This window comes from Streptomyces axinellae, from assembly GCF_039532135.1.
Classification (GTDB): Bacteria; Actinomycetota; Actinomycetes; order Streptomycetales; family Streptomycetaceae; genus Streptomyces; species Streptomyces axinellae.
The window spans coordinates 118,599-132,792 of sequence record NZ_BAAARJ010000020.1 but is presented as its reverse complement, the minus strand read 5'-3'; the positions used below and the strand labels follow the sequence as shown (position 1 = coordinate 132,792).

The following is a 14,194-nucleotide window of genomic DNA, read 5'->3' as shown; positions in this document are numbered from 1 at the left end:
GTGCGTCCCCCCATTGTGCGTCACCCCGAGCGGCCACGTGCCGAAGATGCGATGCGCCGCGCGATCGGCCCGTATGCGGCTCCGCCCAGTACCAGCACGGCTCCCACCACCACCGCCGTCAGCACCAGCGGCAGCGGTCCGCGCTCCGAGGTGCTCTCCGGGAGGGCCGCGAACCCGGTCGCCTCGGGCAGCATGCCGAGCGATCCGAGGGGCCAGGCGACCGCCTCGACCCGGCCTTTGACCGCGGTGCGCGGCACGGCCCCGTGGTCGGCGTCCTCAAGGTGCACCCGGGAGTCGAGCGACTCCATTCTGTTGTCCCCCAGCAGGAAGAGCTTGCCGCGGGGAATCTCCGTACCGTCGAATGGCCGCTGGGAATCGGCTCCCCGCGAGCGCAGATAGGGCTCTTCGACGGACTTCCCGTTGACGGTGAGTCGGCCGCCCCTGTCGCAGCAGGCCACCTTGTCGCCTCCGACGCCCACGACCCGCTTCACCATGGGGACGGCTCCCCATACCGAGTCCTGGAAGACGACGACATCACCTCGCCGTACCTCGCTTCCGTCCACCCGCTGGGCCAGGACCCGGCTGCCGGACGGGACAGTGGGGTGCATGGAATCGGTGGGCACGGTGTAGGGCTGGTAGAGCACGGCGCCCCAGACGAATCCGCCGAGGAAGAGCACACAGCCGAGGGCCACGGCCAGCCCGGACAACCTGCTGCCCAGGCGACCGGGGCCCTCGTCGGTACGTATCGCCTTGCTCACTTCCGCACTCCCGGTCGTCCGCCGCAGTCTCGAAGATCTGCGCGCACCCTACCCGGGGGTACGTGAGGCCGTCAGCCCTTGGGCCGGCCCTCGACAGCCCGCTTTCCGTCCTTCGCGACCAGGCGCTTGCGCCGCCACAGCGCCAGCGGCACGGCACCGGCGAAGCCGAGCGCGGCCGGTGCCGCGTTCAGCGCCCCGGAGGACTGGATGCCCTTCTGGTCGAAGGTGGCCGGCACGGGCAGCGTGCCCCAGCGGTTGATGGGCCATGCCTTGACGATCGCGCGTCCGACGACCTTGCTCTCCGGCACGAAGCCGCTGCCCGGCTGGTTTTGGTGATACCGGGAGTCGAGAGAGTCCTGCCGGTGGTCGCCCATCACCCACAGCTTGCCCTTGGGCACCTGGACCGGGCCGAACGGCTTGTCGTCGCAAGGGGTGTTGCCGGGGAAGAGGTAGGAAGACTCGTCCAACGGCTTGCCGTTGACCCGTACCTTGCCGCCCTCCTTGCACTCCACCGTGTCCCCGCCGACCGCGATGACCCGCTTGATCAGGTCCTTCTCGTTTGCGGAGGGCATCAGTCCGATGAAGCTGAGCGCGGTCTGGACGAAGTTCTCCTCGACGTTCGCCTCCGGAAGCCAGCCGCCCGGGTCGTTGAAGACCACGACCTCGCCCCGGTCGGGCGTTGACCCGAACCACGGGGTGAGCTTGTCCACCAGCACCCGGTCCCCGGTCTGGAGGGTGTCCTGCATCGAGTTCGAGGGAATGGAGAACGCCTGCACCAGGAAGGTCTTGATGATCAGAGCGAGGATCAGCGCGATGCCGATGAGCATCGGCAGTTCCTGCCAGAACGACCGCTGCTTTTTTCCGCCCTTCTTGGTGCCCCCCGAGGAGCCGCCGGAGCCGGAGCCGCCCGCGTCGTCTCCACCCGCGTTGTCGGCCGCATGTGTCCCATCAGTATCGGCGGTCACACCGTCACTCTCTCTTTCCACGGTCGGTGGCCCTGCGTCGCCCGTCCCGTTCGCCATCCCGCCGCCCACGCCGGGACGCTTGTCCTCCGGGTCGCCGGAACCGGACCGTGCGCCGACCGCCAAGTCCCCCACATTCACTCCTCACACCGCTCTGCCGCCTGTCCGCGTATCGGTACAGGCCCACCACTCCCATAACGAGCGGGAGTTCCGCAGAGAACGGGAGTTGCGCCACTCGATTGTCGGGGGCGACGGACGCCGAGGCCGGTGCGCCACGAGCGTCAGGTACGGAAGCATATGTCTCCGGCTCCTCAAGCCGTCGCCAGTGCCCGAACGGCCAGGCGATGACGAGCGCTCTTCCCTGGACGAGACGCTCGGGAACCATCCCCTTGTCGGGCTCTTTGAGGTGGTAGCGGGAGTCGGCGGAGTTCGCACGGTGATCACCCATCACGAACACGCGCCCTACTGGGACCGTGACCTTGAACTTGATCTGTGAGGGCTTGTTGCCCGGATGCAGATACGGCTCCTTGAGGGGCGTGCCGTTCACCGTAACGCGGCCCTGTTCGTCGCAGCAGCGCACGGTGTCTCCGCCCACGCCGACGACGCGTTTGATCAGGTCCTGTTCGTCGTCGGAGGGCAGCAGTCCGATGAAGGTCAGGAATTCCTTGCCCTGCTTGATGACCGGAGGGGGGTCCTCCTTCTTGGTCTGCTCGCCCTTGAGCCATCCGCCCGGGTCCTCGAAGACCACCACATCCCCTCGCTGCGGGTTGGAGCCGAACCATGGTGTGAGCTTGTCGACCAGGACCCTGTCGCCGATCTTGATGGTCTGCTCCATCGACCCGGACGGAATCACGAACGCCTGGACGAGGAAGGTCTTCAGCACCAGCGCGATCAGCAGCGCGACCCCTATGAGGATCGGAATTTCCTTGGTCGCCGAGAGGCGGCGGCGCCGCCTGATGCGCTTGGCCGCCCGCCTGCGGTCCGCCCGGCCCTGACCTGGACGGCGCAGCGCGGGCTCTTCCCGGGCATCCGGGGCCCCGGTTTCGCCGCCGGGTTCCGCTTCGGCGAACACCGGACCCGGGGGCGGGTCCTGGTCGTTGGTCCACTGCCCGTGAGGGCCGTCAACGGGGATGCCCGTACCCGCCGCAGAGGACGAGGCGGGGGACGGCGCGGGCTGTTCCGGAACGGCGTAGTCGAACGGTTCGCTGTACTCGTAGCTACCGCCATAGGGGCCGGGGGAGGGGGGCGGGGCGGCAGGGCCGTAGCCAGGGGCCGGGCCGAAGCCGGGGCCGGGCAGCGCTGTCCACTGCCCCTCGCCCTGCGACCACTGCCCGTTTTGCTGCCGACCGCCCCCCTGCTGTCCTCCGTATCCGTAGCCCCCGTACCCCTGGCCCTGATGTCCGGAGCCCGAATACCCGGGCTCCTGGCTCTGGCGTTCGTCATCGCCGCTCCCCTGGCCTGCCGGGGCGGGGCCCTCGTAACCGCCCGCGTAGCCGGCCTCGCGGCTGGGGTCGTAGTGGGCGTCGTCCTCGCTGGGCACGCCGTAGTCGTAGCGTCGCTTCTGGGGCCGCGGGGGGCGCGGATGCGGAGGCCGGGGGCGCCCGTCATCGCCGGGGGCCCGGCCCTGGCGGTCAGCCATGGCCGCCACCGGCCGCCCCGGGGGTCACCGAGCCGAGACGGCGTGGCGGCCACCCGATCCAGTCGGCCCGGCCGATCACGCGCTCCACGGGCACGGTCCCACCGCCGGGCTCGCCGAGGTGGTCGCGGGAGTCGCTCGACAGTGAACGGTGATCGCCCATGACCCACAGGCGTCCGTCGGGCACACGGGTCTCGAAGGGGACGGAGGAGGGGGCATCCGCGCCGTAGAGGTAGTCCTCATCCACAGGCTGACCGTTCACCTCGATCCTCCCCCGTCTGTCGCAGCAGCTCACCAGGTCCCCGCCGACGCCGATCACACGCTTCACATAGTCGGTCTCGGAGGGACGGACCAGGCCGGTGGCGGCACCCGCCTTGCGCAGCGCGGCAAGCACCGCGTTGCCGTCCGTCGCCTCCTCCCCGGCGAAGGAATCCGTCCCGTCGAAGACCACAACGTCCCCGCGCTCCGGATGGTTGCCGAATCGGTAGGCCAGCTTGTTCACCAGCACCCGGTCGCCGACATCCAGGGTCGGCTCCATGGAAGAACTCGGAATCAGAAAGGGCTGCACCACAAAAGCGCTGGTCAGCAAGAGGGCAACCAGCACCCCCGCCACCCAGGCAGCCATACGAAAGGAGCGCGATCCGCCCCAGCCTCCCCTTTCGGGGGCGGCGGAGGGATCGCGCTCCGGTTCGTCCTGCTGTTCCTGGTCGTCCATCGTGCGGAAGCCTAACCGGCGCTCCGGATGACCAGGACGCGAGATCAGTTCTCGCGCTTCTCCTTGATCTTGGCGGCCTTGCCGCGCAGGTCACGGAGGTAGTAGAGCTTGGCGCGGCGGACGTCACCACGGGTCACGACCTCGATCTTCTCGACGATCGGGGTGTGCACCGGGAAGGTGCGCTCGACGCCGACGCTGAAGCTGACCTTGCGGACCGTGAAGGTCTCCCGCACGCCAGAGCCCTGGCGACGGATGCAGACGCCCTTGAACTGCTGCACACGGGAGCGGTTGCCCTCGATGACCCGGACGTGGACGTTGACCGTGTCGCCGGGGCGGAACGCGGGGACGTCCTCGCGCAGGGACGCGGAGTCGACGCTGTCGAGAAGGTTGGACATGACCGTCTGCTTCCTCGCTGATGCCACAGGTCATCAGCGGAATATCGTGATGAGAATGGGAGCCGCCACTCCGTGCGTACGTTGGTCCCCCTGTGGCAGGGTCGCGCGCCGGAATCGAGGCAGCGGCCTATTCTTCCACGGGCTGCCCGCCGGGCCAAAATCGGCCGTCCGTCCCCTGCCGCCAGCCCAGCGCCTCCAGCGTGGCTCTGTCGTGCTTGTCCAGCGAAGCCGGGTCGCAGCGTGCGATCAGATCGGGGCGGTGCACTGCCGTACGGGCGAGTGCCTGGTCGCGGCGCCACCTGGCGATCTTGCCGTGGTGCCCGCTCAGCAGCACCTCGGGGATGCCGCGCTCGCGCCACTCGGGCGGCTTGGTGTAGACGGGGCCCTCAAGGAGGTCCGCCATGGCGCCGGCCGCGAAGGAGTCGTCGCGGTGCGACTCGGCGTTGCCCAGAACGCCGGGCAGCAGCCGGGCGACAGCCTCGACCATGACGAGCACGGGGGCTTCGCCGCCCGCCAGGACGTAGTCCCCGATGGAGACCTCGCGCACCTCGACGCGCTCCGCGTACTCCTCGATCACGCGGCGGTCGATGCCCTCGTAGCGGGCGGGCGTGAACACCAGCCACGGCTTCGCGGCCAGTTCGACGGCGAGTTCCTGGGTGAAGGGCCTGCCGCTGGGGGTGGGTACGACGATCACCGGCTCGTCCTGGCCGGACCGCAGCACCTCATCCAGCGCCTCGCCCCAGGGTTCCGGTTTCATGACCATGCCGGGGCCGCCGCCATAGGGGGTGTCATCGACGGTGTTGTGCCGGTCGTGCGTCCATGCCCGCAGGTCGTGGACGCGCACATCCAGCACCCCGCGGGCACGGGCCTTGCCGACCAGGGAGACGTTCAGCGGCTCCAGATACTCGGGGAAGATCGTGACGACATCGAGCCTCACCGCGAGCGCTCCTCGCCCTCGCCCCGCGGGCTGTCCGGGTCCGCTTCCCGCGGGCTCTTCGCGCCCTCGTCGCTGCCGCCCCCGCGCTGCTCCCCGCCCTCCGCCTCATCGCCCAGGAGGCCGGGCGGCGGGTCGATGACGGCCCGCTGTGCCTCCAGGTCGATCTCGGGGACGATCTCGCCGACGAACGGGATCAGCACCTCGCCCCCGTCCTCGCGCCGGACGACGAGCAGGTCCTGCGCCGGCAGGTGCGCGACGCTTTCGATGCGCCCCACCACCGCGCCCTCGCGCGTGACCACCTCCAGATCTTCGAGCTGGTGGTCGTAGAACTCTTCGGGGTCCTCCGGTTTCTCGTCCGGATCGACCTCGGCGATGAGCAGGGTGTTGCGCAGGGCCTCGACCGCCGTGCGGTCGCCGACCCCTTCGAAGCGAAGGACCAGGCGCCCGCTGTGCACCCGGCCGCTGCGGATGGTGAGCGGTCCGGCGGAGGCGGGGTCGGTGGCCAGCACGGCGCCGGGACCGAGCCGCAGCTCGGGCTCGTCCGTCCTGACCTCGACCGTGACCTCGCCCTTGATGCCATGGGGGCGGCCGATCCGTGCGACGACTAGCTGCACTGTGCTTCTCCGTGCTCGGTCTGTGGGTGCTCGCGACAACGGGCCGGGGACGGCTGTAGTGCCGTCCCCGGCCCGTGCCGGTGCTGCATGCTGCTGTTCAGCGGACCTGGTCCACGTCGACGAGATCGACGCGCACGCCACGGCCGCCGAGTGCACCCACGACGGTACGCAGAGCGCGTGCGGTGCGGCCGTTGCGGCCGATCACCTTGCCGAGGTCATCGGGGTGGACCCGGACCTCCAGCACACGCCCGCGACGGAGATTGCGGGAGGCGATCCCCACCTCGTCGGGGTGGTCGACAATGCCCTTCACAAGGTGCTCGAGGGCCTCCTCGAGCATCCTCAGGCCTCGGTCGACTCGGTGGCGGACGCCGACGAGTCAGCCTTCTCGGCCTCGTCCGCCTTCTTGTCGGCCTTCTTGGCCTTGGGCGTGATGGCCTCGCCCTTCGGGCCGCCGTCCGAGGAGTCCTTGGCCGCGGCCTCGAAGAGAGCCTTCTTGTCGGTCTTCGGCTCGGCGACCTTCATCGGCTCCGGCGCGGGCAGACCCTTGAACTTCTGCCAATCGCCGGTGACCTTGAGGATGGCGGTGACCGGTTCGGTCGGCTGTGCGCCGACGCCCAGCCAGTACTGCACGCGCTCCGAGTCGACCTCGATGCGCGAGGGGTTCTGCACCGGGTGGTACAGGCCGATCTCCTCGATTGCACGGCCGTCACGGCGAGTGCGGGAGTCGGCGACGATGATGCGGTAGTGAGGCGCGCGGATCTTGCCCAGACGCTTCAGCTTGATCTTGACTGCCACTGGTGTGGTGTCTCCTGGTCTTGACGTGGGTGGACACGGCGGACTTCCACGTGGGGTTGCGGGGCCGGGTGTCCGATGGACGCGTCAGCCGGAGGAGAGAGGGGTCCTGTGCGGCTGTCGAGTACAGCCGTCCATGATGCCACACCGCTCGGGCCCGGCCGAAACCCGCCCCCGGGCCGCGAAGAGGCCGCATCCGGGGAGCCGGGCCAGGGTGGGGCCGACGCCGCGAGGTGTGGTGGACCCGTCAGCCGACGGCCACCGCGGGCTCGGCCGCGGCAGCGGCTTGGACAGGATCGACGGCCTCGACGGCACTGACCGGACCGACGGGGCTGACGGGTTCGACAGGGATGCGGAACTGCTTGCCGCAGGCCCCGCACATGATGGGTGCCTGGGCCAGGACGGACGGGACGACGCGGACGTTGCGCCCGCAGTCGCAGACCGCCTTCACCCGCACCCCGCCTCCCGAGGAACCGTGCCGGGCCGCCGGGCCGCGGAAGCTGCGGCCGGTATCGGTCTCGGTAGCGGCGCTGTATGCCTTGAGCGCCCGCTGGAGCCGTTCGATGGTGGGGCGGTAGCGCCTTCTGGTCTCGGGGGTGAGGACCACGAGGGAGAAGCCGCTGCTGGGGTGCGGCTCCTCGGGGTGGTCCAGACCGAGTTCCTCGGCGATCGCCAGGAATCGGCGGTTGTGGTAGCGGCCTGCCCGTGAGGTGTCACGGACGCCCCGCGCTGCGGCGATGCCGTGGACTGCCTCATGGAGCAGCCTTTCGAAGGAGAGGCCGGTGCCGCAGGCGGACGACGACTCTCCGATGAGGGATTCGGGCGCGGCCAGGTCCGGCAGCTCGGGATGGTGCCGTTGAATGTCGGCCCAGGCGGCTGCCAGCTCGGCGGCGAGAACTGGTGGTGTCGTGCTCACGTCGTTCCCAACGAGCAGGAGTGCCCCGGTGTTCCGATTCCGGGCCATCCCAAATAATTTGCACGTACCAGTCAGTTAACGCTGATGGGTTGGGACGAGGGCGGGTGCGCAGATCTACGGAGAAGCCGCACACGCGGCTCAAGCCGGGACGTATCACCGGATCGGCGCGCCGCCGTAATGCAGTAGTCGCGCATCCACCTGGTGACGGATGCGGCCCGCTCCCCCTGCCGCCGCGGTATGCGCGGCCTCTGCTGCCGCAGTGTGAGCGGCGCTGCCGATCGTACGCACACTTCCTGTGCACCCCGAACAACATCGGCCACGCGGGTATCCGGGCGCCTGCTTCTGCGAGGCGCATCCACGAGGGGAATTCATGAGGGAGGGGAGCCCGGCCCGGCCCCGCGCTGTCCCCTTCCGGGTGGACGGCGCACGGAGCGGGAGGGGCGCACTCCGGGGGCGTGGAAGACATCAGGGCGCACCCTCTGGACGCGTGTACGGATGCGCAGTTCCCTGGGCACACAGGGAGGGGCAGCACTTTTCGGGGGGCCTGAACGGCTACGAGCCCACACGGCTACGAACAGACCTTCGGATTGGGGCGTTGTGATGTCACCCGCGCTCGTCGTGCACCACCCGCACCCCGCCGCACGCCCCGCCGCCGAGGCCGCGGCGCGCGCACGGGACTGGGCGGAGATCCAGGAACGGATGCTGGTCCCGCTCTACGAAGCGGTGTACGAACGGATGGAGACCGGCCCCGGAGCACGGGTGCTCGGCCTCGGCTGCGGTTCGGGCCTGGCGTTGCTGCTGGCGACGGGTCACGGGGCCGCCGTGCACGGGGTGGACGCGGACGGAGCCCGGCTGGAGCTGGCCCGGGAGCGGCTGATGGGCGGCGAGGCGGCCGGGTGCGACGCACGGCTGACCTGGGGCTCGTGCCTTGAGGCCCTCGCGGAGGCGCCGCCGCCCACCCTGGTGACCGCGTTCGACACGCCGCCCGGCAGTGAGGAACTGCTCTGTCTGCGCAAGTCGCTGGGCAAGGGTGTTCCCGTGGTCCTGGCGAGCTGGGGACCCGCCGAGCGCTGCTCGATGGCACCCGTGCTCCGGGTCGCCGAGCGGCTGGCCGACCCCTCGGACCCTCCATCCGGATGGTGCGGAAGGGATCATCTGGAAGAGCTGGCGACGCGCTCGGGGTTGCGGCTTGACGGGTCGGGCAGGGTCGCCTGCCCGTTCGGGTACGCGGGGCCGGAAAGCGCGGTGCGCGGCCTGCTCTCGACCGGGCTGTTCGACTCCGCGGTGCGCGCGACCGATGAGGAGCAGGTGTTCAAGGAGCTGGCGGAGGCGCTGCATCCGCATCTGCGCGCGGACGGAACGGTGTGGATGCCGAATCTCTTCCGGTACGTCATCGCGCGTACCTGACGGGCGCAGCCGCAGCTCGTGCCCGCGGCCGGGCATTCGTCGGGCCTTGGGGACGGGCCCGGCGAAGGACGTTCGGCGGACCTTGCGGCATCGGCAGGCCCGTCAGAAATCCTCCGGCCACTCCTCGGAGGTCAGTGCGAAACGCTCGTGGTCGCGCCAGGCGTTGTTGATGAAGAGCATCCGGGGCGAGAACCCCTCGTGCCGGAATCCGAGGCGCTTGGCCATCGCGAGGGAGCGCTCGTTCTCCGGCTGGACGTTGATCTCCAAGCGGTGCAGTCCGAGCCCGTCGGGGCCCGGCTGGAAGCAGCGGCCGACCACCAGCCGCAGCCCCTCGGACATGCGCCCGGTGCCGGCGTAGGGCACGTAACTGTCGTAACCGAGGGAGGCGTTGCGGAAGCGGGCACGCACGATGTTGGCGACGTTGACGCGGCCGACCAGCCCGTCGTCGCCCTCGTTGAGGATCAAGAACGTGCGCAGCGCGGGCCCCTGGCGGCGCAGCAGATCGGGAAGGCCGTCGGGTTCCACGGGATTCCACGGGCTGAGGTGGTCCGCCGAGCGGACGACAGCTTCGCTGTAGAGACGTTCGTCGGAAGCCCGCGGGGGGCGGATGTATACGCGCATGCACGACATCATCCGCCTCCCCGGCGGCGAACTCACTTGGGGGGCAGCATGTCCTTGAACTCCTGCGGGAGTTCGAAACTGCCCGGGTCCTGGCCCGGCCCGGGGATGCCGAAGGCACCGCCCTCGCCCCCTTCGCCGCTCCGGCGCGCGGCGGCGGCCTGCTCCTCCTGCTTGCGCTTCATCGGGTTGCCCGACTGGCGCTTGCCCTTGGCCTTCTTCTGCGGCTTGCCCTTCTTCTTGCCGGCCCCGCCACCCATGCCCGGCATCCCGGGCATACCCGGCATGCCACCGCCCTGGGCCATCTTGGACATCATCTTGCGGGCCTCGAAGAAGCGCTCCACCAGGCTCTTGACCGCGCTGACCTCGACGCCGGAGCCGCGTGCGATACGGGCGCGGCGGGAGCCGTTGATGAGCGTCGGCTCGGCGCGCTCGGCGGGCGTCATCGACTTGATGATGGCCGCGGTGCGATCGACCTCACGCTCGTCCAGATTGTTGATCTGATCCTTCATCTGGCCCATGCCCGGCATCATCCCGAGCAGCTTGGAGATGGAGCCCATCTTGCGGACCTGTTCCATCTGCGCCAGAAAGTCGTCGAGTGTGAACTCCTTGGGGCCCTTGGCCAGCTTGGCGGCCATCTTCTCGGCCTCTTGCTGGCTGAAGGTCTGCTCGGCCTTCTCGATCAGCGTGAGCATGTCGCCCATGCCGAGGATCCGCGACGCCATCCGGTCGGGGTGGAAGGCGTCGAAGTCGTCGAGCTTCTCGCCGTTGGAGGCGAACATGATCTGCTTGCCGGTGACCTGCGCGACCGAGAGGGCCGCGCCGCCCCGGGCGTCGCCGTCGAGCTTGGAGAGCACGACGCCGTCGAAGCCGACGCCCTCCTGGAACGCCTCGGCGGTCGTGACGGCGTCCTGACCGATCATGGCGTCCACGACGAAGAGGACCTCGTCGGGGCTGACCGCGTCACGGATGTCGGCCGCCTGCCGCATCAGATCCTGGTCGATGCCCAGGCGTCCCGCGGTGTCCACGATGACCACGTCGTGCTGCTTGTCACGCGCGTAGGTGATCGAGTCCTGCGCGACCTTGACCGGGTCCCCGACGCCGTTGCCCGGTTCGGGGGCGAAGATGGCGACACCCGCGCGCTCGGCGACGACCGACAGCTGGTTGACCGCGTTCGGACGCTGAAGGTCGGCCGCGACCAGCATCGGAGTGTGCCCCTGCTGCTGGAGCCACCGGCCGAGCTTGCCCGCCAAGGTGGTCTTGCCCGCACCCTGGAGGCCCGCGAGCATGATGACGGTCGGCGGGTTCTTGGCGAAGCGCAGCCGCCTCGTCTCGCCGCCGAGGATGCCGACCAGTTCCTCGTTGACGATCTTGATGACCTGCTGGGCCGGGTTGAGGGCCTGGGAGACCTCCGCCCCCAGGGCGCGCTCCTTGACCTGCCGGATGAAGGCGCGCACGACGGGCAGCGCGACATCCGCCTCCAGCAGGGCGATACGGATCTCGCGCGCGGTGGCGTCGATGTCCGCCTCGCTGAGGCGCCCTTTGCCCCGGAGGTTCTTGAACGTCGCACTCAGACGGTCGGAAAGGGTATCGAACACAGCGCTCGTTGGTCCTCGGGTCGGTGGCGGAGTCAATCTCTGCCAAGGGTAGCCGCCTCCGGCGCGGGCACTTCCTCGCCCGCCGGAATCCACCCCGCTCTCCTCCCGTGCGGCGCCCGCTCAGCGCCGCAGCTCCGCCTCCAGGTGCTCCGCGAGCCGTGCCGCCTCGGCGTCGGGCAGCGGGACGCCTGCCGCGTCCGTCACGTAGAAGGCGTCCACCGCGTTCGCCCCCAGGGTGCTCACATGCGCGCTGCGCACCCGCACGCCGGATGCTTCAAGGGCATGCCCCAGCCGGTACAGGAGACCGGGGGCGTCCTGGGCCCGGACCTCGATGACCGTGGCGGCGCGGGAGCCGTCCGGCGCGACGACCGCCCGGGGCGGCGGCGCGGGCCTGCCCCTCCGGCGCGAGCCCTGGTAGGCGGCCTCCCGCTCGGCCAGGCGGGACGCGATGTCCAGGGAGCCGTCGAGCGCGCGTACGAGGTCGGCGCGCAGCCGGGCCTCCTGCGGGAGGGCGCCGAACTCGGCCGCCACCCGCCAGGTCAGCAACAGCACCCGGCCCTCGCTCCCGTCCTCGGGCGCCGCCCCGGGCGGCAGCTCGGCCAGCCGGAGGTCTGCCGAGCGTACGGTCAGCCGGTGCAGTGCCAGGACGCCCGCGACGGCGGGCAGCACTCCGGGCCGCTCCCGCAGGGCCACCATCAGCTCGACCCCGACTGGCTCGGACGCGGGCTCCGTCCCCTCTCCACCGCCGGAACGCGCACTATCCGGTGCGAGTTTTCCCGGCCGGGCATCCGGTGCGCGATTTCCCGGCGGAGCATCCGGTGCGCTCCCGCCCGCGTGGGCCTCCGGTGCGACGGCGATCCCGTCCGGGCCGGTGTGCGCGCGCAGTCTCAGCACGGGCCCCCCGGTGCGGTGGGCCTCCATGGCCGCCCGTTCCGCCTCGGCCGTCAGCTCGCGGGGCTCCGTCCGGTACTCGGCCGGCTCACCCGCCAGCACGCCGCCGACGCGGGTGACCAGGTCGGCGACGAGCGCGGCACGCCATGACGACCAGGCGGCGGGACCGGTGGCGAGCGCGTCCGCCTCGGTCAGCGCGTGCAGCAGCTCCAGGGTGCCGGGCCCGCCGACGGCCGTGGCGACGGAGGAGATGGTCGCCGGGTCGTCCAGGTCACGGCGCGTCGCGGTCTCGACGAGCAGCAGATGGTGGCGCACGAGCGTGGCGAGCACCTCGGTGTCCGCGCTGCCGAAGCCGATCCGGGCCGCCATGTCGCGGACGATCGTCTCACCCGTCACCGAGTGGTCTCCCGGCCATCCCTTGCCGATGTCGTGCAACAGCGCCGCGACCAGCAGCAGATCGGGGCGGTGGACCCGGCGGGTGAGCGCCGAGGCCCGCACGGCAGTCTCCACCAGGTGCCGGTCAACGGTGTACAGGTGCACCGGATTGCGCTGCGGGCGGCAGCGGACCCGCTCCCAGTCCGGCAGCAGCCGGTTGATCAGTCCGACGGCCTCCAGTGCCTCCCACACCGGTACGGTCGCCTCGCCGGCGCCGAGGAGCGTGACGAACTCCTCGCGGGCCTGCGCGGGCCACGGCAGCGGCAGGTCGGGGACGGTACGGGCCATCTTCCGCACGGCGGGCAGCGCGAGGGGCAGCCCGGCCTGCGCCGCGGCTGCCGCCGCTCGCAGCGGCAGCACCGGGTCGCGGTCGGGCCGGGCGCTCAGCGCGAGCGATGCCTCGCCGTCGTGTTCGACCACGGACTCCGCCAGGGGCGTGCGCTCCCCCGCTGAGGCTGCGGCGCGCATTCCCGCCTGCGCTCCGGTCCGCCGGCCGCCGCCCAGCAGCCCGCGCAGCCGCGCCGCGCGTGCGCCCCCGGAGCGCGACCTCAGCACCCTGCCGACCTCGCGCCAGGTGACATCGGCGGCGTAGGCGATGGCGCCGGCTGCCTCATAGACGCGGCGCAGCAGGATGTCGGCGTCCGCCATGCCGAGTCCTTCGGCGACCTGGTCCTGGTCCTGGAGACCGAGGCGGTCGGTGGCACGGCCTGTGGACAGGTGCAGGATGTCGCGGACGTCGAGCAACGTGGTCCGCGCCTCCTCCAGGCCCTCGCGCGGCGCGTCGGCGAGCCAGGAGGCCGCGACGGCGCGCAGCGCGGTGATGTCCCGCAGCCCGCCGCGGGCCTCCTTCAAGTCGGGCTCCAGCAAGAACCGCAACTCGCCGTGCCGCCGGGCCCTTTCCTCGGCCAGTTCGTGCAGCTCGGGCAGTCGTTCGCGGGCGTGTGCGCGCCACTGTGCGAGCGCCCCGGCGCGCAGCTGCGCCGTGAGCGCCGAGTCTCCGGCGATGTGCCGGGCCTCCAGCAGGCCGAGCTGCACCTTGAGGTCCGCCGCGGCGGTGGTGCGCACCTCGGCGAGGTTCCGCACGGAGTGGTCGAGCGCGAGGCCGAGATCCCAGACCGGGTACCAGACCCGGTCGGCGATCGCCGCGACGACGCCGGCGGCTGCCCGGCCGTCGTGCAGCAGGAGCAGGTCGAGGTCGCTGCGCGGGGACAGCTCGCCCCGCCCGTAGCCTCCGACGGCCACCAGGGCGACCCCGGGAGGCGCGTTCTTGCCGATGAGCCCCGCCAGCCAGCGGTCGGTCAGCTCGGCCAGCGCGCGGCGGCGCTGCGTCCCCGGCTGCCCTTCCTTCTGGAGCAGCCGCAGCCGGGCCGCGGCGTAACCCCGCTCCCTGTGCGCCGTCTCCCGCTCGCTCCCCGCCGCCTCCCGCGCCACCGCGCCGCCGCTCTGCCGCGTCCCCCGGCGTGGCGCCCGTCCGCCGCGCGGTTCCGTTCCGTTGTCCTGCTGCCGGGTCTCCGCCGCCG

General features: G+C 71.1%; 14 protein-coding genes. 1 reads left to right on the top strand and 13 read right to left on the bottom strand.

Annotated elements, in window-relative coordinates; translation table 11 throughout:
* Positions 1-20: 20 nt before the first annotated feature.
* The 10 genes from lepB (ABD339_RS26935) to ABD339_RS26890 all read right to left on the bottom strand — a co-directional run bounded on the left by lepB (ABD339_RS26935) (position 21) and on the right by ABD339_RS26890 (position 7,773).
* Positions 21-758 carry a signal peptidase I gene (gene lepB / locus ABD339_RS26935; RefSeq protein WP_344569501.1) on the bottom strand — a complete coding sequence of 246 codons (738 nt, stop codon included), beginning with the start codon at positions 756-758 and terminating at the stop codon, positions 21-23.
* Between the two features lie 71 nt (positions 759-829).
* Positions 830-1,846 (bottom strand): signal peptidase I, encoded by a 1,017-nt coding sequence (gene lepB, locus ABD339_RS26930; protein WP_344569570.1) that lies wholly within the window; start codon positions 1,844-1,846, stop codon positions 830-832.
* Positions 1,728-3,260, bottom strand: a complete 1,533-nt coding sequence (gene lepB, locus ABD339_RS26925) for a signal peptidase I (RefSeq protein ID WP_425576104.1) — start codon at positions 3,258-3,260, stop codon at positions 1,728-1,730. Before lepB (ABD339_RS26925) ends, lepB (ABD339_RS26930) begins: the two co-directional genes overlap by 119 nt.
* A 91-nt stretch (positions 3,261-3,351) precedes the next feature.
* On the bottom strand, positions 3,352-4,071 hold the full coding sequence (gene lepB / locus ABD339_RS26920; protein ID WP_344569500.1) for a signal peptidase I: 720 nt from the start codon (positions 4,069-4,071) through the stop codon (positions 3,352-3,354).
* 44 nt (positions 4,072-4,115) lie between these two features.
* The gene (gene rplS / locus ABD339_RS26915; protein ID WP_344569498.1) at positions 4,116-4,466 is read right to left on the bottom strand and encodes a 50S ribosomal protein L19; all 351 of its coding nucleotides are present in this window, start codon (positions 4,464-4,466) and stop codon (positions 4,116-4,118) included.
* A gap of 127 nt (positions 4,467-4,593) precedes the next feature.
* Entirely contained in the window at positions 4,594-5,403 is an 810-nt protein-coding gene (trmD, locus tag ABD339_RS26910; protein ID WP_344569496.1) for a tRNA (guanosine(37)-N1)-methyltransferase TrmD, read from the bottom strand.
* Positions 5,400-6,017, bottom strand: a complete 618-nt coding sequence (rimM, locus tag ABD339_RS26905) for a ribosome maturation factor RimM (RefSeq protein ID WP_344569494.1) — start codon at positions 6,015-6,017, stop codon at positions 5,400-5,402. Before rimM ends, trmD begins: the two co-directional genes overlap by 4 nt.
* 97 nt (positions 6,018-6,114) lie before the next feature.
* A complete protein-coding gene (locus ABD339_RS26900) occupies positions 6,115-6,354 on the bottom strand; it encodes an RNA-binding protein (protein WP_326687697.1) in 240 nt (79 codons plus the stop codon).
* Between the two features lie 2 nt (positions 6,355-6,356).
* Entirely contained in the window at positions 6,357-6,812 is a 456-nt protein-coding gene (rpsP, locus tag ABD339_RS26895; RefSeq protein WP_344569491.1) for a 30S ribosomal protein S16, read from the bottom strand.
* A 244-nt stretch (positions 6,813-7,056) separates the two neighbouring features.
* Positions 7,057-7,773, bottom strand: coding sequence for a hypothetical protein (locus tag ABD339_RS26890; RefSeq protein ID WP_344569489.1), 717 nt, complete (start codon positions 7,771-7,773; stop codon positions 7,057-7,059).
* A 552-nt stretch (positions 7,774-8,325) separates the two neighbouring features.
* Between ABD339_RS26890 and ABD339_RS26885 the strand changes: the two genes are divergently transcribed.
* A complete protein-coding gene (locus tag ABD339_RS26885; protein ID WP_344569487.1) occupies positions 8,326-9,132 on the top strand; it encodes a class I SAM-dependent methyltransferase in 807 nt (268 codons plus the stop codon).
* A gap of 102 nt (positions 9,133-9,234) precedes the next feature.
* Here the strand turns inward: ABD339_RS26885 and ABD339_RS26880 are convergent, their stop codons facing one another.
* From ABD339_RS26880 to ABD339_RS26870, 3 genes are all read right to left on the bottom strand, one after another.
* A complete protein-coding gene (locus ABD339_RS26880; RefSeq protein WP_344569485.1) occupies positions 9,235-9,753 on the bottom strand; it encodes a GNAT family N-acetyltransferase in 519 nt (172 codons plus the stop codon).
* A gap of 32 nt (positions 9,754-9,785) precedes the next feature.
* On the bottom strand, positions 9,786-11,348 hold the full coding sequence (gene ffh, locus ABD339_RS26875) for a signal recognition particle protein (protein WP_344569484.1): 1,563 nt from the start codon (positions 11,346-11,348) through the stop codon (positions 9,786-9,788).
* A 120-nt stretch (positions 11,349-11,468) separates the two neighbouring features.
* Positions 11,469-14,105 carry a [protein-PII] uridylyltransferase gene (locus ABD339_RS26870; protein ID WP_344569566.1) on the bottom strand — a complete coding sequence of 879 codons (2,637 nt, stop codon included), beginning with the start codon at positions 14,103-14,105 and terminating at the stop codon, positions 11,469-11,471.
* Positions 14,106-14,194 lie beyond the last annotated feature (89 nt).